Origin of the sequence: Micromonospora sp. NPDC005413, assembly GCF_040606435.1 — a bacterium.
Lineage (GTDB): Bacteria > Actinomycetota > Actinomycetes > Mycobacteriales > Micromonosporaceae > Micromonospora.
In genome coordinates this window covers 48,462-66,161 of record NZ_JBEXEV010000031.1, presented here as the reverse complement: position 1 = coordinate 66,161, position 17,700 = coordinate 48,462, and the positions used below count along the sequence as shown (strand labels likewise).

Here is a 17,700-nt window from a genome sequence, read left to right as displayed (position 1 = left end):
CATAGGTGAGCTGGACTCGCCGACCCGCCCTGCATACGGTGAGCCCTGGCCGGGGCGGGCAGACCCCGGTCATCACCTCCGGGCCGGGTTCGCCCGATCGACGTGAGCAGGCCGAGTCGATGCGCGTGCTGCATGTGAACAAGTTCCTCTACCGCCGTGGCGGCGCCGAGGGATACCTGCTCGACCTCGCCGAGTTGCAGCGGGCAGCGGGCGACACGGTCGCCTACTTCGGCATGAGCCACCCGGAGAACGAGTCGCCGCTGCCCTACGCGGCGCACTTTCCCGCCGAAGTGGAGTTGGAACCGGCACCGAGCGGGCTACGGCCACGCGCGGTGGCCGCCGGTCGGATGCTGTGGTCACCGACGAGCCGGCGCGGGCTGGCCCGGGTGATCGACGACTTCCGGCCGGACGTGCTGCACCTGCACAACATCTACCACCAGCTCTCCCCGTCGGTGCTCGCCGCAGCCCGGTCGGCCGGCGTGCCGTGCGTGCTGACCATGCACGACTACAAGCTCGCCTGCCCGAGCTACCAACTGCTGGACCGGGGCCGCCCCTGCCAGGCGTGCGTCACCGACGGCCCGCTGCAGGCGGCCCGTCGTCGCTGCAAGGACGGCTCGCTGTCCCGCAGCACCCTGCTCGCGGTCGAGTCCTGGTTGCACCGGGAGTTGAACGCGTACGACCCGGTGCAGGTCTTCGTCAGCCCGAGTGATTTCCTGGCCGACGTGATGCGCCGCGCGGGCGTGTACCCGGACCGGTTGCGGGTGGTGAACCACTTCGTCGACCTGACCGGCATCGCGGCCAAGGAGGCGCCCGGTGGTGGCGTCGTCTTCGCCGGCCGGCTGGCCCCGGAGAAGGGTGTCGACGTGCTGATCGAGGCGGTCGCCGCGCTGCCGGACGGGGTCGCCGTGGACGTCGCCGGGGACGGCCCGGCCCGCCCCGAGTTGGAGGCGCTCGCCGCGCGACGGGTGCCCGGCCGGATCCGGTTCCACGGTCGCCTCGACAAGCCACGCCTGCACGACCTGATCCGGTCTGCGGCGGTGGTCGCCGTCCCCTCCCGCTGGCACGAGAACCAGCCGATGGCGGTGCTGGAGGCCTTCGCCTGCGGTGTCCCGGTGGTCGCCACCGACCTGGGCGGCCTTCCCGAGCTGGTCGAATCCACACTGGACGGCACCATCGTCGCCGCCGACCGGCCCACCGACCTCGGCGACGCGTTGAACGACATCCTGGCCGACCCCGAGCAGGCGTACCGGATGGGTCAGGCCGGCCGGGCGAAGGTCGCCCGGCGGTTCTCCCCCGAGGAGCACCTGGCCCGAATCCGCGAGCTGTACGCCGAGGCGGCCACAGCGCTGCCCATCCGGCGGCGCAAGGCCCGCACCGCGACCGATGGGGGAGCGGCCCGGTGAGCGCGGTCCGGGTGCTCTACCTCGCCGGTAGCGGTCGCAGCGGCAGCACGCTGGTCACCACGGTCCTGGGGCAGTTGCCGGGCTTCTTCGCCGCCGGCGAACTGCGCTACCTGTGGCGACGCGGCATCCTGGAGAACCGGCCCTGCGGCTGCGGATCGCCACTGGCCGACTGCCCACTCTGGACCCGCGTGCGCGCCGACCTGATCACCGCCGACCCGGCCGGGATCGCCGCCCGGTTGGCCGAGCGGCTGCGACTGCGCGGGCTACCCGCACTGCTCCGCCGGCACCGTCGGGGACAACCGCCGGTCCCAGGTCACCCCGACGACACCCACCTGGCCCGGCTCTACGCCTCGATCGCCGAGCACGCCCTTCCCGACCGGGCCAGTGGCGTCATCGTCGACTCCTCCAAGCTGCCGCCGTACGGCGCCCTGCTCGGCAGCCTGCCCGGCATCGACCTGTACGTCCTGCACGTGGTCCGCGACCCGCGCGCGACCGCGTACTCCTGGCGTCGCCGACGCCCCCTGGACGGGCGCGCGGACGACCGGTTGATGAGCCGGCCACCGGTCTGGAAGGCCGCCCTGCTCTGGCTGGTCTGGAACACCGCGACCGTACGACTCTGGGGCGGCCGGCCGGTCGACGACAGCACGGCGGGCCGTTATCTGCGGGTGCGCTACGAGGACTTCGTGGCCGACCCGGCCGGCACCACCGCGAAGATCGCCCTGTTCGTCGGCGCGACCCCCGACGACCTGCCCTTCCCGACACCGGACACGGTGCGGCTGACACCCACCCACTCGGCGGCCGGCAATCCCTCGCGGCACCGCACCGGCGTGGTCGGCGTGGTCGCCGACACCGAGTGGCTGTCCGGGCTCTCCACCCGCGCGTACGCCGTGGTCACCGGGCTGACCGGGGTGGCCCTGTCTCGGTTCGGTTACCCGTTGCGCCGCCCGACGGGCACATCACCCGCCGCCACGTTCCCTCCCGACCCGGTCGTCCCCTCGTCACCCGCCACCCGGCAGGAAGGCTGAAGATGCTCTCACTGGTGGTGGGCACCGGTCGCTGCGGTTCGACCCTGGTCCAGGAGTTGCTCTCCCGGCATCCCGCGGTCGGCTTCGTCTCCGGCCTGGACGACAAACTCTCCCGGCTCAACCCCAAGGGCAGGTTCAACGGCGTGCTCTACCGGCGGTCGGCGCCGCGCCCGGTGGGGATGACCTCGCTGCGGCACAGCCGACGGCTGCTGGAACGGGGCCGGCTCCGGGTGGCGCCGTCGGAGGCGTACCACCTGCTCGACCGGCAGGTGCTGGGCGGTTTCTCCCGACCGTGCCGCGACCTGGTGGCCGAGGACCTGACACCGTTCGTGGCCCGGCGGCTGCGGGCCTTCTTCGACGAGCGGATCGCCCGGCAGGGCTGCCAGCAACTGGTGCAGCACATCACCGGGTGGCCGCGTACCGGCCTGCTGCGCGCCGCGTACCCGGACCTGCGGGTGGTCAACGTCGTGCGGGACGGCCGGGCGGTGGCCAACTCCTGGCTCCAGATGGGCTGGTGGGACGGGTGGCGTGGCCCCGACAACTGGATCTACGGCCCGCTCCCGTCCGATCTGCGGGAGGAGTGGGTCGAGTCCGGCCGGTCCTTCCAGGTGCTCGCCGCGCTGGGTTGGAAGATGCTGATGGACGCCTTCGCGCAGGCCCGACTGCGCCACCCTGCCGACCAGTGGCTCGACGTGCGCTACGAGGACCTGGTCGAGCAGCCCCGCGAGCAGGTCGGCCGGATGCTCGACTTTCTCGGGCTGAGCTGGTCACCCGCCTTCGAGAAGGGCCTCTCCCGGTACGACTTCACGGCGGGCCGGGCGGCGGCGTACCGGGACGAACTCAGCCCGGCGCAGCTCGCCGCGATCGAACGGGTGCTGGAGAAGCCGCTGGCCGAGTGGGGCTACGCGGTCTAGACGATCCTGCCCAACGCCGCCCGGTTGTCGGCCCAGTGTCGGGTTTGTCGGTGGCGCTGTTGCCGCGCTGGCCCAACGACCCGACGTGATCTGGGTGTGGCTCGCGCAATCAGGTACCGTCGCCTGTCACAAAGTCTTAGCACCAACTTGGCTTCCGGTGACAGGGGAGCCGAACCGGAGGGACACAGCCGTGAGGTTCCACAGCGCCATCCGTCAGGCCGGCCTCGTCGTGGCAGTCGCCGCCCTCGCGGTGACCGCGGGATGCGCCAAGAAGGATGACAGCGAGGTTCAGGCGAGCGGGGTCAAGCTGGTCGAGGCGGGCAAGCTGACCGTCTGCACCCACCTGCCGTACCCGCCGTTCCAGTCCAAGGACGCCAGCGGCAAGGTGACCGGCTTCGACGTCGAGATCATGGACCTGGTGGCCAAGGAGTTGGGCGTCGAGCAGACGATCATCGACACCCCGTTCGAGGGGATCAAGTCTGGCCAGGACCTGAACACCGGCAAGTGCGACGCGGCCGCCGCCGGCATGACGATCACCGAGGAACGGCAGAAGGTGATGAACTTCTCCGATCCGTACTTCGACGCCACCCAGGCCATGTTGGTGAAGACCGGCAAGCCGTACAAGTCGCTCGACGACCTCAAGGGCAAGAAGCTCGGCGTCCAGGCGGCTACCACGGGCCGCGACTATGCCCGGAAGTTCGAGAAGGAGAAGGGCCTGCAGCTCGTCGAGTTCGAGGACCTCGCCGCCCTGCAGCAGGCCGTCTCCAACGGCCAGGTCGAGGCCGCCGTCAACGACCTGCCGGTCTGGACCGAGTACCTCAAGGAAAACCCGGGCGGGTTCCAGGTGGCCGCCGAGTTCGACACCGGCGAGCAGTACGGCTTCTCGGTGAAGAAGGACGGCAACCCGGAACTGCTCAAGAAGATGAACGAGGTGCTGGCCAAGGCCAAGCAGGACGGCACGTACGACACGATCTACGAGAAGTGGATCGGCAAGCGGCCGAGCGCCTGATCGAAGCTCAGTGCAGGAGGGCGCGCGCCCGCGCGCCCTCCTCGTAGGTAACCTCCGGGAAGGCAACGAGCGAACGTGAAGCTGCGACGCCGCCAGCGGGAGCGGTTGTCCCTCGGGCTCCAGTACCTGGTTTTCATCGCCATCATCGCCGCGGTGCTCTTCGCCGCGGACTGGGACAGGTTGAAGGACGCGTTTTTCCGCGTCGACATCATCAAGTCGATGTTCCCGACGATCATCACCGTCGCGCTGCGCAACACCGTCCTCTACACGCTGGGCGCGTTCGCCTTCGGTCTCGTGTTCGGCACCATCCTCGCGCTGATGAGGCTGTCCCGGGTGGCGCCGTACCGCTGGGTGGCGACGGCGTACATCGAGCTGTTCCGGGGTCTGCCCGCGCTGCTGGTGCTCTTCCTCGTCGGGTACGGCATTCCCATCGCCTTCCCGGAGCGGGAGATCCCGGGTGGTGTGTTCGGTTCGATCGCGATCGGTCTCGGGTTGACCGCCGCGGCGTACATGGCCGAGACCATCCGGGCCGGTATCCAGGCTGTTCCCAAGGGACAGATGGAAGCGGCGCGCACCCTCGGGATGTCGCACTTCACCGCCATGCGCACGATCGTCATCCCGCAGGCGTTCCGGATCGTGATCCCGCCGCTGACGAACGAGCTCATCCTGCTCACCAAGGACTCGTCGCTGGCCTATGTGCTGGGCGTGACGGCGCAGACCATCGAAATCACCAAGTTCGGCCGGGACATGCTGAACGACCGGGTGAACGCGACTCCGCTGCTGGTGGCCGGTCTCGCCTATCTGGTGATCACCCTGCCCCTGTCCCAGGTGGTACGACGCCTCGAACTCCGCTACGCCAAGGCTCGGTGACCCGCATGACGACGACCCCATCCCGCCCCGCCGTCGAGATCCGCGACCTGCACAAGTCCTTCGGGCCGCTTGAGGTGCTCAAGGGCATCGACTTCGAGGTCGGCCAGGGCGAGGTGGTCTGCGTCATCGGGCCGTCCGGGTCCGGTAAGTCGACGCTGCTGCGCTGCGTCGACCTGCTGGAGGAGCCGACGGCCGGCAAGATCTGGGTGAACGGGGTCGAGATGACCGACCCGGATGTCGAGATCGACGCGGTCCGCCGCGGCATCGGCATGGTCTTCCAGTCGTTCAACCTGTTCCCGCACCTGACGGTGCTGAACAACCTCACCATCGCCCAGCGTCGGGTGCTCCGGCGCGGTCGCGCCGAGGCCGAGCGCGTCGCGCGGGCCAACCTGGAGCGGGTCGGCCTGACCGACAAGGCCGACGCGTTCCCGGCACAGCTCTCCGGTGGGCAGCAGCAGCGGGCGGCGATCGCCCGGTCGCTGTCGATGGAGCCGAAGCTGATGCTCTTCGACGAGCCGACCTCCGCGCTCGACCCGGAACTGGTCGGCGACGTGCTCACTGTCATGCGCGCGTTGGCCGAGGACGGCATGACGATGATGGTGGTCACCCACGAGATGGCGTTCGCCCGGGACGTCGCCGACCGGGTCGTGTTCATGGACGGTGGCGTGGTGGTCGAGCAGGGGCCGCCGCAGGAGGTGCTCGGCGCGCCGAAGCACGAGCGGACCCGTGCGTTCCTCTCCCGGGTCCTCGACCCGACCCACGTCGCGCAGCTCGGTCAGCCCGAGCAGTCGCCCGAGCCGCCAGCGGCCCCCAGCCTGCCGGTCGACGACCGCCACAACCTCTGACGACCGCCCCGGGCCGGGCCGCCCCGCGCCCTCCGGGCCGGGCGGCCCCCGGACCGCCCCTGGGGCCGCCTCCGCCCTCGCCCTCGCCCTCGGCCAGGGCCGTTGGGCCGCGCCTTCCATGATCGACACGACATCGGCGATGTCGCGGTATCGCGCGCTCCGGATGCCGCCACATCGGCGATGTTGAGTGGATCATGCGCGGCGTGACGGGCTGATGCCTACCCCGGCCTGCATGTCAGGTTCATGTCAATCGACGGCCGTCGTGATGTCAAGGTAATCTTTTTGCAATCAGACCTGTACTTTCGTCGATGGATTACATAAGTTGCTGGCATCCACCGAAAGTCTTGAGTCTTCCGAGCAAAGCCCGCGACGAGCCTCACCTCAGTCGTGCCTCCGCCCAACGCTCGGCGGTCGATGCACCCTGCCCTCGTCGCGTCTTCGCCCGGTCGGGAACGGAGACCCATGGACGATCACGCCGTTGGCTCTCACCGCCAGCTGTCCCGCAGATCCCTGATCGCCACCGGAGCGCTCGCCGCCGGGGCGCTGGGCGCGTCCGCCCCAGCGATCGACACCGCGTTCGGAGGCAGCCCCGCACAGGCCGCCGTCGGCGTCACGAAGAAGGTCACCATCTACGCCGAGCAGTTGCCCGGCGGCCTGTTCGGGTACGGCCTGGCACCCGGCCAGGCCACCGTTCCGGGGCCGTTGCTGGAGATGTACGAGGGTGACACCCTGGAGATCACGCTGGTCAACACCACCAACCAGCGGCTGTCCATCCATCCACACGGGGTGGACTACAGCACCGACTCGGACGGCAGCCCGCTCAACGCCTCGTTCAACAATCCCGGCGAGACGCGGACGTACGTCTGGCGCTCGCGGGAGATGTTCGCCGCCGCAGGCCGGAGGTTCATGCCGGGTAGCGCCGGCTACTGGCACTACCACGATCACGCCATGGGCACCGACCACGGCACCGCCGGGGTGGCGAAGGGCCTGTACGGGGCGCTGATCGTCCGGCGGCGCGGCGACATCCTGCCGACGAAACAGTTCACGGTCGTGTTCAACGACATGATGATCAACAATCGGATGGCCCCGGAAACCCCGATGTTCGAGGCGAACCTGGGCGAGCGCGTGGAATGGATCGCCATCGGGCACGGCGGCACCTTCCACACCTTCCACCTGCACGCGCACCGCTGGGCGGACAACCGCACCGGGATGCTCGAAGGCCCGGCCGACCCGAGCCTCGTGATCGACAACAAGGACCTCAATCCGGGCAGCTCCTTCGGCTTCCAGGTCCTCGCAGGGGAGGGCGTCGGACCCGGGGCGTGGATGTACCACTGCCACGTGCAGTTCCACTCCGACGGCGGCATGGCCGGGATCTTCCTGGTGCGCAACGCCGACGGCAGCATGCCGCCGGGCGCCGAGGAGGCGATCCACCGGTTCCAGGGCCACACCCACACGCACGGAAGCTGACCGAACCGAAAGTGGGGACGGGATGACCAGAAAAATACGACGAGCTCTCGCCGCGGTAGCGGCAATCGCGACACTGATCCCAGCAACGACGGCGGCAGCCGCACCGCGAACGGCAGCCGCACCACAGGCGGCGCAGCCGCAGAAGACAGCGATCCTCGTGTTCCACGGGCCGGTCGCCGAGCAACAGGACCCGGTTTCCCGCGCAGCGGACACCATCACGCAGCTTGGTGCCGTTCATGACATCGATGTCACGACCACCACGGACCCGCGCGTGTTCACCCCGGCCGGGCTGTCCGCGTACCGCAGCGTGGTCTTTCTCTCCACGACGGGCGCCGCGCTCAACCGCGACCAGGAGTCGGCGCTGCAGAGCTACATGAAGGCCGGCGGCGGTTTCGTCGGCATCGCCGACGCCGCCCGCGCCCAGGTCGACTCCGCCTGGTTCACCGGCCTGATCGGCACCCGCCCGGCGGGCGCCATCCCGGTGGCCGAGCCGGTCGCCCGGGTGACCGCCAGCGGCGAGAACCCACCGAACGAGACCAAGGAGAAGCTGACCGACGGCGACGGCAACACCAAGTGGCTCGTCCGCACCCCGACGGCCTGGGTCGCCTACGAACTGAGCGCGCCGAAGCAGGTCACCGGCTACGCGCTGACGTCGGCCAACGACTTCACCGGCCGCGACCCGAAGGACTGGACGCTACAGGGCTCGGCGGACGGCCAGAGCTGGACCGACCTGGACCGGCGCACCGGTCAGGTCTTCCCGGAGCGGTTCCAGATCCGCCGCTTCGACATCACCACCCCGCGGGAGTTCAAGCACTTCCGGCTGAACATCACCGCGAACAGCGGGGAGCCGCTGATCCAACTCGCCGACCTGCGGCTCTTCACCGGCGACACCACCGCGCCGCAGATCCCACCGGTGAACCAGGCGGTGGTCAACATCCTGGACCGCCACCACCCGGCCACCGAATCCCTGCCGACGACCATCACCCGGTCGGACCGCTGGGACAACTGGGACCCGAACCCGATCGGCACCGTGCACACCCTCGCCCAGGTCGAGGAGCGGCACTACAACCCGGGGCCGGGCGCCAACGGCCCCTTCCACCCGGTGTCCTGGTGCCGGGACTACGACGGCGGGCGGTCGTTCTACACCGGCATGGGTCACACCGAGGGCAGCTACGGTGAGGAGGCGTTCCGCACGCACCTCACCGGAGCCCTCAACTGGACCACCGGCCGCGTACGCGGCGACTGCCAGGCCACGATCGCGTCGAACTACAAAGTGGAGCGGCTCACCGCGGCCAACCAGACCGGTCAGCTGGACCAGATCGGCGAGCCGCACGGGCTGACCATCGCGCCGGACGGCACGGCCTTCTACGTCGGCAAGGCGGCGTGCCCGAGCGGCCCGATCGCCGACTGGAACAACCCGAACGTGGGCCTGGGCTGCGGCACCATCCACTCGTGGGACCCGCGTACGAAGCAGGCCAAACTGCTCACCACCCTTGAGGTGATGGGCAACCGGGGCAGCGGCTCCGAGTTGGTGAAGAACGAGGAGGGCCTGCTCGGCATCGTGCCGGACCCCGCGTTCGCCGAGAACGGCTGGCTCTACGTCTACTGGATGCCGCACGACTCGATCGACCGGGTGAAGCGGGTCGGGCAGCGCACCGTCTCGCGGTTCACCTACGACCGCCAGGCGCAGAGCATCGACCAGGCCACCCGCAAGGATCTGCTGCAGTTCCCGGTGCAGATCCACAGCTGCTGCCACGCCGGCGGCGGCATGGCGTTCGACGCCAAGGGCAACCTCTACGTCGGCTCCGGCGACAACAACTCCTCCGAGGGATCGCAGGGCTACTCCGGCAACAACTGGACCCAGGAGTACCAGGGGATCTCGTTCCAGGACGCCCGCCGCACGTCGGGTAACACCAACGACCTCGCCGGCAAGATCATCCGGATCCACCCGGAGGCGGACGGCACGTACACCATCCCGGAGGGCAACCTGTTCCCGCCGGGCACCGAGAAGACCCGCCCGGAGATCTACGTGATGGGCGTGCGCAACATCGCCCGCCTGCAGGTCGACCCCGAGCACCAGTGGCTGACCGCCGGCTGGGTCGGCCCGGACGCCTCATCGCCCAGCCCCACCCTCGGCCCGGCCAAGTACGAGACCGCCACCGTCATCACCTCGGCCGGGAACCACGGTTGGCCGTACTGCATGGGCAACCGGCAGCCGTACCGGGACCGCAGCAGCACCGACGCGACCGTGCTGACCGGCTGGTACGACTGCGACAACCTGAAGAACGAGTCACCCCGCAACACCGGTCTGGTGGACATCCCGGCGGCCCGGGACAACATGATCTGGTATGCGCCGGACGGCGGGGGACCGGTGTTCCCGAAGAGGACGGACGGCAGCGGCCTCCCGACCTACGTCGCGGCCGACGCCACCTACACCCAGCCCTACCTGCGCGGCGGCGGGCAGGCCATCATGTCCGGTCCGACCTACCACCGCGACCTCGTCGACACCAACAGCGGCGTGGCCTGGCCGGAGTACTGGGACGAGAAGTGGTTCATCGGCGACCAGTCGAACGCCGCCAACCGGGTCGCGGTCACCGTCGACCCGGCCGGCGTGCCGACTGCCGCACCGCCGGTATTCGCCGAGTCGCTGCGGGCCATCATCCCCAGTGGCAACGGCGACGCCCGGCTGCAGAGCTGGATGGACGCGAAGTTCGGCCCGGACGGCGCGCTCTACCTGCTGGACTACGGAGGCGGCTTCTTCAGCCTGCACCCCAACCAGAAGCTGATCCGGATCACCTACACCGGCGGCGCACCCACCCCGGCACCCGCCGCGACCTCGGTCGCCGTGCAGAACAAACCGCTGACCATCGCCTTCAACGGCTCCCGCTCCGGCGGCGTCAGCCACCGGTGGGAGTTCGGCGACGGCACCACGTCGACCGAGGCGAACCCCCGGCACGTGTACGCCAAGGTCGGCACCTACACCGCGAAGCTGACCGTCACGTACGCCGACGGTGAGACGGCGACGGTGCAGTCCACGGTCACGGTGGGCTGCGCGGTGCCGGACGACCGGCAGAACGTGTGGCTCGACGACACGGACACCGGGGTGCCCAGCCGCACGGTCGGGCAGGGCTGCACGGTCAACGACCTGATCGACGACGAGAGCACCTGGGCCGACCACAACAGTTTCGTCCGGCACGTGACCGCGGTGACCCGCGCGCTGCAGGACGACGGGTTGCTCACCGCCCGCGAGTCCGGCACGCTCACCCGCCTGGCCGCCGCGTCCGACATCGGCCGGGACGGACACACGGGGTACGAGCCACTCTTCGACGGCACCGCCGAGTCGCTACGCGGTTGGCGGCAGGCGCCGTCCGGGTCGTTCGGCATCCAGCCGGACGGGTCGCTGCGGTCAAGCGGTGGCCTGGGCATGCTCTGGCACACCAAGGAGCTCGGCGACTTCTCCCTGAAGGTGCAGTTCCGCGACATCGCGCCGGGCACCGGTCGGGCCAACACCGGCGTCTTCACCCGCTTCCCGGACCCGCGGATCCCCCTCGACCAGCGACCGCCGGGCAGTTGCGGCACGGTCGGATCGGCCCGCACCTCGGAGGCCTGGGTGGCGATCTACTGCGGACACGAGATCCAGATCTACGACGGTGAGACCGGTGAGCCGCAGAAGACCGGTTCGGTGTACAACTTCGACCCCGTGCCGCTCGCCCAGGCCGGGGTCACCCCGAAAAACCAGTGGAACGACTACGAGATCCGCGTGGTCGGGCAGCACTACACCATGATCCGCAACGGTGTGGTGATCAACGAGTTCGACAACACGCCGGGCAAACAGTCCTCCCGCGCCGGCGACCCGCCGACCGATCTGCGGCAGTTCCTGCGCGGCTTCATCGGCCTGCAGAACCACGGTGACAACGACCTGACCGAGTTCCGCAACGTCCGCGCGCGGGAACTCTAGGAGAGACGATGACCCGACGACTGATGGCCGCGCTGGCGGCGCTCCTGCTCACGGTGATCCCGTTGGCCCCAACGCCCGCCTCTGCCGCCCCGCGCGTCGCGGAACAGGTATTGACCTGGACCGCCGACGACAACATCACCCGCTACAAGTCCGCCCCCGCCCAGGCGGTGGCCGGCGAGACCACGATCATCTGGGAGAACAGCGCGGCCACCGGCAACACCACCGGGATGCCGCACACGCTGACCTTCGACACCACCACCGACGGCTTCAACCACGACGTCACGCTGAACATCCTGGCCAGCCCGTTCGACGCCAACGACGGACGGCACCAGGCGACAGTGACGCTGACCCCGGGTCGGTACCGCTACTTCTGCTCGATCCCGGGCCACAGCCAGATGGTCGGTGAACTGGTGGTCACCGACGGCGGTGGCGGCGGCGACACCACCCCGCCGACGGTCGCCGCCACCGTGTCGGGTGACCGCGACGGGGACGGCAACTACGTGGCCGCGGCCACGGTGACCGTGACGGCCACCGACGCCGACTCGGGTGTGGAGACCGTCGAGTACCAGGTCGACGACACCAGCTTCCAGCCCTACACACAGCCGGTGCGCCTCACCGCGATCGGCGACCACTCGGTGCAGTTCCGTGCCACCGACCAGGCCGGCAACACCAGTGCGGTCGGCTCGGTGTCGTTCCGGATCGTCGAGCCGACCGAGGACGACACCACCGCGCCGGTGGTGACGGCCGCACTGTCCGGCGACCGCGACGGCGACGGCAACTACATCGGTACGGCGACCGCCACGCTGGCCGCCACCGACGCAGGCTCCGGTGTCGCCACCATCGAGTACTCGCTGGACGGGGCCGCCTTTGCCCCGTACGCGAACCCGATCGTCGTGAACGTGGTCGGGATGCACATGCTGCACTACCGGGCGACGGACGTCGCCGGTAACACGTCGGCCGAGCAGATGGCCCACTTCACCGTCGTCGCCCCGCCGGCCGGGGACACCACGCCGCCCACGGTGTCCGCCACGGTCACCGGTGAGCGGAACGACGACGGCGGGTACGTCGGTGGCGCGACCGTCACCGTCACCGCGACCGACGGCGAATCGGGTGTGGCGTCGGTCGAGTACGCGCTCGACAGCGGTGCCTGGACCGCGTACGCCAACCCGGTCACCGTTCGTGCCCCCGGAGCCCACACCCTGCGCTACCGGGCGACCGACACCGCGGGAAACTCCTCCACCGAGCAGTCGACGACCTTCACCGTGGTGGCCGACGGGACTGACGGCTGCCCCGACTCGGACACCCGGGCAATGGTGATCATCGACGGTGACGACACCGGGGTGGCCAACGTCGACACCGGCGACGGCTGCACCATCAACGATCTGATCGACGAACACGCCGACTACCCCGGCCACGCCGAATTCGTCCGGCACGTCGAAGCGGTCACCGCCACGCTCGTGACCGGCGGCACGCTCAACAAGCGGCAGCAGGGCGCCATCGTCCGGGCCGCGGCCCGATCGGACGTCGGCGCATGAGTCCTCGAACCTCATCGACAGGGAGTACAACGATGCCCAGACGTACCGTCGCCAAGCTGGCCACCGTCACCGCCGTCGTCGCCGCCTCGGTGCTGACGGTGGCGCCCAGCGCACACGCCGACCTGGTCACCTACTGCATCGGCACCGGCGGTGCGGTGACGGTGCCCAACGACCTGTTCGTGCCGGCCGGCGAGTCCTGCGCGCTGACCGGCACCACGATCACCGGCAACGTCAGCGTTGCCGCTGGCGGCAACCTGGTGGTCACCGGCGGCAACGTCAGCGGCGAGGTACGCGTCGCCGCGGACGGCTACCTGGACGCCTCCGACACGACGATCGGCGGTCAGGTGGTGCTGGCCGCCGGCGGGTACGGCGTCTTCCTCTCCGACGCCCGGACCGGCACCGTCACCGTGCGGCCGAAGGGTTCCGCGACCATCGACAGCTTCCTGTTCGCTGAGGAGTCGACGATCGCCGGAAATGTCACCGCAAGCGCCGGCGAGGTCCGGCTCGACCGCGGCACCCAGGTGGAGCGCAACCTCAGCAGCACCGGCACCTACTACACCGACGTGCACGACTCGTTCGTCGACGGCACCCTGTCGGTGCTGAACAGCGCCACCGGCAGTGTGGTGTGCGGCAGTGCGGTCCGGGGCCGGGCCACCTTCGCCGGCAACCTGGGCGGCGTGCAACTCGGCCCGAACGGCGGCCTCGACAGCTGCGCCTCCGGCGGCTACTGGGGCGGGGACGTCAGCATCACCAGCACCACCGGTGGCGTCACCGTCGACGACAACATCATCAACGGTCAGCTGACGGTGACGTCCAACGATCCGGCGGCCCAGGTTGCCGCGAACAACCGGATCCGCGGCGGCGTGGTCGGTGACCAGGCGGCTGCGACCACCAACCGGGCGGCGCGGGTGGCCGGTCCGGACCGGGAGGACGCCGGCGATCAGCGTGCGGAGGTCCGCCGTACGTCGGCGGTGCAGGAGGCCACCGCGGCCGGCGACGCCCGGCTCTAGCGCCGGATGGTCACGCCGGGCCGGACGTCATCAGGCGTCCGGCCCGGCGCCCTGTTCTCACCGGGCGGGTCTCAGCCCGCCCGCTGTGCCCCGATCGCCGACGGAAGCCCGTTGCGGCCCCGAACACCGAGCTTGACGTACGCCCTCCGCAGGTGGTTCTCCACGGTCCGTACCGACAACACCAGCTGGGCCGCGATCGCGGCGTTGTCGTGCCCGGTCGACGCCAGCTCGCAGATCTGCCGCTCCCGGGGAGTGAGCCCCTCACGGTCGGACGGCCGAGAATCAACGGCGGCCAGTATCCACCGCAGCGCTCCCGCAGCACATCGGCCCGACGGGCGAGCAGGTTGGCCCGGCGCTGGTCGCCGCGTCGGGCGTACGCCGCCTCGGCCGTGACAACCGCCTCCAACCCGAGCGTCAGGTAACCGCTGGTCTCCAGCGCAGTGGCGACGCGTTCCAGCGCGGCCGGGTCGTCGGCGGCGAGCGCCTGGGCGTAGTCGGACCACAGCCCGAACAGCGCACTGTCACAGTCGGCGGCGGCCTGTGCCAGCCGCTCGGCGGTCTCGGCGCTGGGTTCCAGCCGGGAGAACAGGTGCAGACAATCGACCGTGACCGTCGGTTCGTCCTGGCGCACCCGCGCGGCGACGCTCCGGAGCCGACCGGCATGTGACGCCACCGCAGCCTGAACGGCGGCGGACGGTCCGCCCGGGTGGGACAAGAACCGTGCCGCCGCCGTCATGCCCGGTCGAGCCGTCGTGCCCGGTCGAGCCGTCGTGCCCGGTCGACTAGAAGTTGCCGGCCGAGTTGCACTTCACGCCCTGGTCGAGGCAGTTGCGCACCCGTGCGGCGAGCGCCTCGTCCTTCCACGCGTTGAAGAAGTCCGCGTGCATGGAGAACGAGGTGCCCGACGCGAGGGTGATGCCGTCCGTGTTCGCGCTCAGCGGGTACGAGATCACGAACGACACCGAGGGGACCGGCACCGGGTGACTCTTCGGGCACGCCCCGGTGTGGTCACCGTTGGCCATGTGCGCCTTGTGGTCGGGGCTGTCCAGGTGCTTGCCGTCCCAGCAGTCCGGGAAAGTGACCTGCCGGACGATGTTCGCGGTCTTGGCGCAGACCGGGAAGGTCTTGTCGGCGCTGCGGCCGATCTCGCCGCCGATGCCGGCGCACCAGAAGTGGTTGCCCTGCTTGTCCGGGGTGTCGACCTGGTTCTTGGCGTTACCGGTGATCATTCGCAGGCCGAACGGGAAAGGCTGGGTCCTGCTCGGGTCCTTGAGGCGGGAACCGTAGTAGACGGTCACCTCCGTCGGGTCGACGACCTTGCCGTTCTGGTACATCGTCGGCACCCAGTAGGCGGACTGGTCGTCCGGTGAGTTGCACGTGGTCGCCTTCGACGCCCGCAGCGATTCGGCCGTCGAGTTGGCGTCGGTCGACCTGTTGCCCCAGAACGTGTGGTTGTGCGAGCCGCCGGCCAGCTTCGGCAGCACGATCGGGTCGTCGCTGTTGTGGTGGCTGGTCTTACAGCCCACATTGAACTCGGGCACCTTGACCGGGTTGCCGGTCACCGACTTGGGCTTGCGCGCGAAGAATGCCTTCGTCGCGGCGGCCTGCGCGGCAGGGTCGATGGTGATCCAGCCACCGGACGCGGTGGGCGGGGCGCTGCTGGTCGACGGGGTCGCGGGCTTGGCCGAGGCTGACGGCGTCGCCGAGGCGACCGGCGTGCTCGGGGTGGCTGACGGGTCGTTCGGGACGGCGGACGTCGGGGCCTCCGGGCCGGACGAGCCAATGCCGGTGTCGCTGGACGGCCCGGAGGCGCCGGGAGCGCCCGGAGCCTCCTTGCATCCGCCAGCGAGCGCCACGCTCAACAGCAACAGGGCGGTGACGGAACGACATTGTCCAGGGGTGGGTCGCACATTCATCAAGGGGGATGCACCTTTCTTCTTCCGAGAACGAAGAATACGAGCCGACCCCCTGCCCGCTTCCCACTGAATCGATTAATTCTCCCTTAAATATCGCTCCGCGATTGCCCGATCAGCTTTGTGGAGCTTCCTGGATGTCGTATCAATCTCAATTCTTCGAAAAACTGTAATCGGCGGCTTCGCCAATACTCCACTATCATGGGCCACCAGCTGGGGCGGTGCCGTCCGCGACCACCGGGTCCGGCGTTTCGTCAGCAGCTGTCGCGTGCCTTGCGTACAAAGGCCTCCCGCGAGGCGATCTTCGTCGAGTCCCGTCCGCGTGGCATCAGCACCTCGTCCGGGCCGATCCGCGGGAAGTCCGCGACGGTGAAGTCCACCGAGATGGCGTAGTGGCTGCCTGACCCGCTGAGGCTGTAGGTGACCCCGGGCCTGAGTTCGGTGAGCGGCTCGACGTCCACATCGATGCCTGCCTCAGCAGCAGGGATGTCGACGATGTCATTGACGTTCCAGCCGTCCGGCGGCGGACCGAACAGAGGGACCTCCACGACCTCACTCGCGGGTCGGCCGCTGACGCCCCACTTGATCAGCGTTCGCTCGCCCGCCTCACCCTGGTGGTCGTTCTCGAACACTCCGAACTGCGCGAAACTGTCGTCGCACGTGAAGAGGACGCCGACCGGTTGACCATCCTGGACGGCGAGGGCGACAAACGGCTCGTCAGGTGGGGTGCAGGAGGTAAGAAGGCCGAGAAGGGGAAGTGGAATCAGAATCCATGGGAATCGTCTTCTGCGCATGTCCACAGCGTTCCAAGACGACATCACACTTAGATGCCCCGACGATCACGAACGGTAGACAGCGTGGGGTGCTCAGTGCCCGACGCGCAACGGCTCAGTGGCGCGTCTGGCAGTGAGTTACCGCACCGCCGACCCGAGCTGGAGCCTCAGCCAGCGCGGCCCAGGCGCAGCAGAGCGCAGCCGCCCCGGGCGGACGGGCACGACCGGCGGCTGGCCCGACACCCTTACCGCCCGGTTACGGCGTAGAAGGCGCTCGGGTCCTCGGCGAGGGACGCCTTGACGTGACCGCTCCACTCGTCGGCGAGGACTTCGATCCTGCCGGCCTCGATACCGTCCAGTGCGGCGCGTACGACGTCGGCGGGGTCGACCTTCTCGCCGTCGTGGCCGGCCGACATGTCGGTGTCGGCGCTGCCCAGGTGCAGCCCGGTGACGAGGGTGCCCTGGCCGGCAAGTTCCAGTCGGATCCCGTTGGTGAGGCTCCATTCGGCTGCCTTCGCCGCGCTGTAGGCGTTGGCCCCGTCGTAGGAGAACCACGACATCGCCGACAGGACGTTGAGGATCCCCCCGCCGCCGTTCGCACCGAGCACCGGTGCGAACGCCCGGACCATGCTCAGGGTGCCGTAGAAGTGGGTGTCCATCTCGGACCGGATCCTGCTCAGGTCACCGGTGACCAGGTTGGTCCAGGTGGAGATCCCGGCGTTGTTGATCAGCAGGGTGACGTCTGACGCGACGGCCGCCGCCTCCTCGACGGATCGTGGGTCGGTGATGTCCAACCGGAGCTTCTCGACGCCGGGGATGTCGATCCGCTCCGGGTTGCGGGCCGTGGCGTACACCTTGGTCGCTCCGCGCTCCAGCAGCTGTCGGGTGAAATGCCGGCCGATGCCACGGTTGGCGCCGGTGACCAGCGCGACCGAACCGGGGATCCGCATGAGTGCCTCCTGGCAAATTCAAGGTCGA

Annotated in this window: 14 protein-coding genes; 10 read left to right on the top strand and 4 right to left on the bottom strand. The window is 69.5% G+C overall.

Translation table 11 applies throughout. The features are described 5' to 3' along the window. Window positions 1–38: 38 nt before the first annotated feature. From ABZS37_RS25965 to ABZS37_RS25920, 10 genes are all read left to right on the top strand, one after another. On the top strand, window positions 39–1,403 hold the full coding sequence (locus ABZS37_RS25965; RefSeq protein ID WP_355173049.1) for a glycosyltransferase family 4 protein: 1,365 nt from the start codon (window positions 39–41) through the stop codon (window positions 1,401–1,403). Then, the gene (locus ABZS37_RS25960; RefSeq protein ID WP_355173047.1) at window positions 1,400–2,428 is read left to right on the top strand and encodes a hypothetical protein; all 1,029 of its coding nucleotides are present in this window, start codon (window positions 1,400–1,402) and stop codon (window positions 2,426–2,428) included. Before ABZS37_RS25965 ends, ABZS37_RS25960 begins: the two co-directional genes overlap by 4 nt. A 2-nt stretch (window positions 2,429–2,430) precedes the next feature. Next, on the top strand, window positions 2,431–3,342 hold the full coding sequence (locus ABZS37_RS25955; RefSeq protein WP_355173045.1) for a sulfotransferase: 912 nt from the start codon (window positions 2,431–2,433) through the stop codon (window positions 3,340–3,342). 190 nt (window positions 3,343–3,532) lie between these two features. Beyond that, window positions 3,533–4,351, top strand: coding sequence for a basic amino acid ABC transporter substrate-binding protein (locus tag ABZS37_RS25950; RefSeq protein WP_355173043.1), 819 nt, complete (start codon window positions 3,533–3,535; stop codon window positions 4,349–4,351). Window positions 4,352–4,426: 75 nt separating this feature from the next. Beyond that, a complete protein-coding gene (locus ABZS37_RS25945; protein WP_354997120.1) occupies window positions 4,427–5,221 on the top strand; it encodes an amino acid ABC transporter permease in 795 nt (264 codons plus the stop codon). Between the two features lie 5 nt (window positions 5,222–5,226). Further along, window positions 5,227–6,066, top strand: coding sequence for an amino acid ABC transporter ATP-binding protein (locus ABZS37_RS25940; RefSeq protein ID WP_355173041.1), 840 nt, complete (start codon window positions 5,227–5,229; stop codon window positions 6,064–6,066). A gap of 462 nt (window positions 6,067–6,528) precedes the next feature. Beyond that, window positions 6,529–7,533, top strand: a complete 1,005-nt coding sequence (locus ABZS37_RS25935) for a multicopper oxidase domain-containing protein (protein WP_355173039.1) — start codon at window positions 6,529–6,531, stop codon at window positions 7,531–7,533. A 22-nt stretch (window positions 7,534–7,555) separates the two neighbouring features. After that, window positions 7,556–11,491, top strand: a complete 3,936-nt coding sequence (locus ABZS37_RS25930) for a ThuA domain-containing protein (RefSeq protein ID WP_355173037.1) — start codon at window positions 7,556–7,558, stop codon at window positions 11,489–11,491. 8 nt (window positions 11,492–11,499) lie between these two features. Continuing rightward, on the top strand, window positions 11,500–13,026 hold the full coding sequence (locus tag ABZS37_RS25925; RefSeq protein ID WP_355173035.1) for a plastocyanin/azurin family copper-binding protein: 1,527 nt from the start codon (window positions 11,500–11,502) through the stop codon (window positions 13,024–13,026). A gap of 32 nt (window positions 13,027–13,058) precedes the next feature. Next, window positions 13,059–14,036, top strand: a complete 978-nt coding sequence (locus tag ABZS37_RS25920) for a hypothetical protein (RefSeq protein WP_355173033.1) — start codon at window positions 13,059–13,061, stop codon at window positions 14,034–14,036. A 71-nt stretch (window positions 14,037–14,107) separates the two neighbouring features. Here the strand turns inward: ABZS37_RS25920 and ABZS37_RS25915 are convergent, their stop codons facing one another. The 4 genes from ABZS37_RS25915 to ABZS37_RS25900 form a co-directional block, all read right to left on the bottom strand. Beyond that, the gene (locus ABZS37_RS25915; RefSeq protein WP_355173031.1) at window positions 14,108–14,539 is read right to left on the bottom strand and encodes a helix-turn-helix transcriptional regulator; all 432 of its coding nucleotides are present in this window, start codon (window positions 14,537–14,539) and stop codon (window positions 14,108–14,110) included. Window positions 14,540–14,818: 279 nt separating this feature from the next. Next, window positions 14,819–15,952, bottom strand: a complete 1,134-nt coding sequence (locus tag ABZS37_RS25910; RefSeq protein WP_355173029.1) for a DUF1996 domain-containing protein — start codon at window positions 15,950–15,952, stop codon at window positions 14,819–14,821. A gap of 251 nt (window positions 15,953–16,203) precedes the next feature. Next, window positions 16,204–16,743 carry a hypothetical protein gene (locus ABZS37_RS25905; RefSeq protein WP_355173027.1) on the bottom strand — a complete coding sequence of 180 codons (540 nt, stop codon included), beginning with the start codon at window positions 16,741–16,743 and terminating at the stop codon, window positions 16,204–16,206. Between the two features lie 224 nt (window positions 16,744–16,967). Continuing rightward, the gene (locus ABZS37_RS25900) at window positions 16,968–17,672 is read right to left on the bottom strand and encodes an SDR family oxidoreductase (RefSeq protein ID WP_355173025.1); all 705 of its coding nucleotides are present in this window, start codon (window positions 17,670–17,672) and stop codon (window positions 16,968–16,970) included. Window positions 17,673–17,700 lie beyond the last annotated feature (28 nt).

Excerpts from the sequence above, each read along its gene's own strand:
- ABZS37_RS25955 (WP_355173045.1), top strand. The coding sequence starts at position 2,431 with ATGCTCTCACTGGTGGTGGGCACCGGTCGCTGCGGTTCGACCCTGGTC.
- ABZS37_RS25940 (WP_355173041.1), top strand. The coding sequence starts at position 5,227 with ATGACGACGACCCCATCCCGCCCCGCCGTCGAGATCCGCGACCTGCAC.
- ABZS37_RS25935 (WP_355173039.1), top strand. The coding sequence starts at position 6,529 with ATGGACGATCACGCCGTTGGCTCTCACCGCCAGCTGTCCCGCAGATCC.
- ABZS37_RS25930 (WP_355173037.1), top strand. The coding sequence starts at position 7,556 with ATGACCAGAAAAATACGACGAGCTCTCGCCGCGGTAGCGGCAATCGCG.
- ABZS37_RS25925 (WP_355173035.1), top strand. The coding sequence starts at position 11,500 with ATGACCCGACGACTGATGGCCGCGCTGGCGGCGCTCCTGCTCACGGTG.
- ABZS37_RS25920 (WP_355173033.1), top strand. The coding sequence starts at position 13,059 with ATGCCCAGACGTACCGTCGCCAAGCTGGCCACCGTCACCGCCGTCGTC.
- ABZS37_RS25910 (WP_355173029.1), bottom strand. The coding sequence starts at position 15,952 with ATGAATGTGCGACCCACCCCTGGACAATGTCGTTCCGTCACCGCCCTG.
- ABZS37_RS25905 (WP_355173027.1), bottom strand. The coding sequence starts at position 16,743 with ATGCGCAGAAGACGATTCCCATGGATTCTGATTCCACTTCCCCTTCTC.
- ABZS37_RS25900 (WP_355173025.1), bottom strand. The coding sequence starts at position 17,672 with ATGCGGATCCCCGGTTCGGTCGCGCTGGTCACCGGCGCCAACCGTGGC.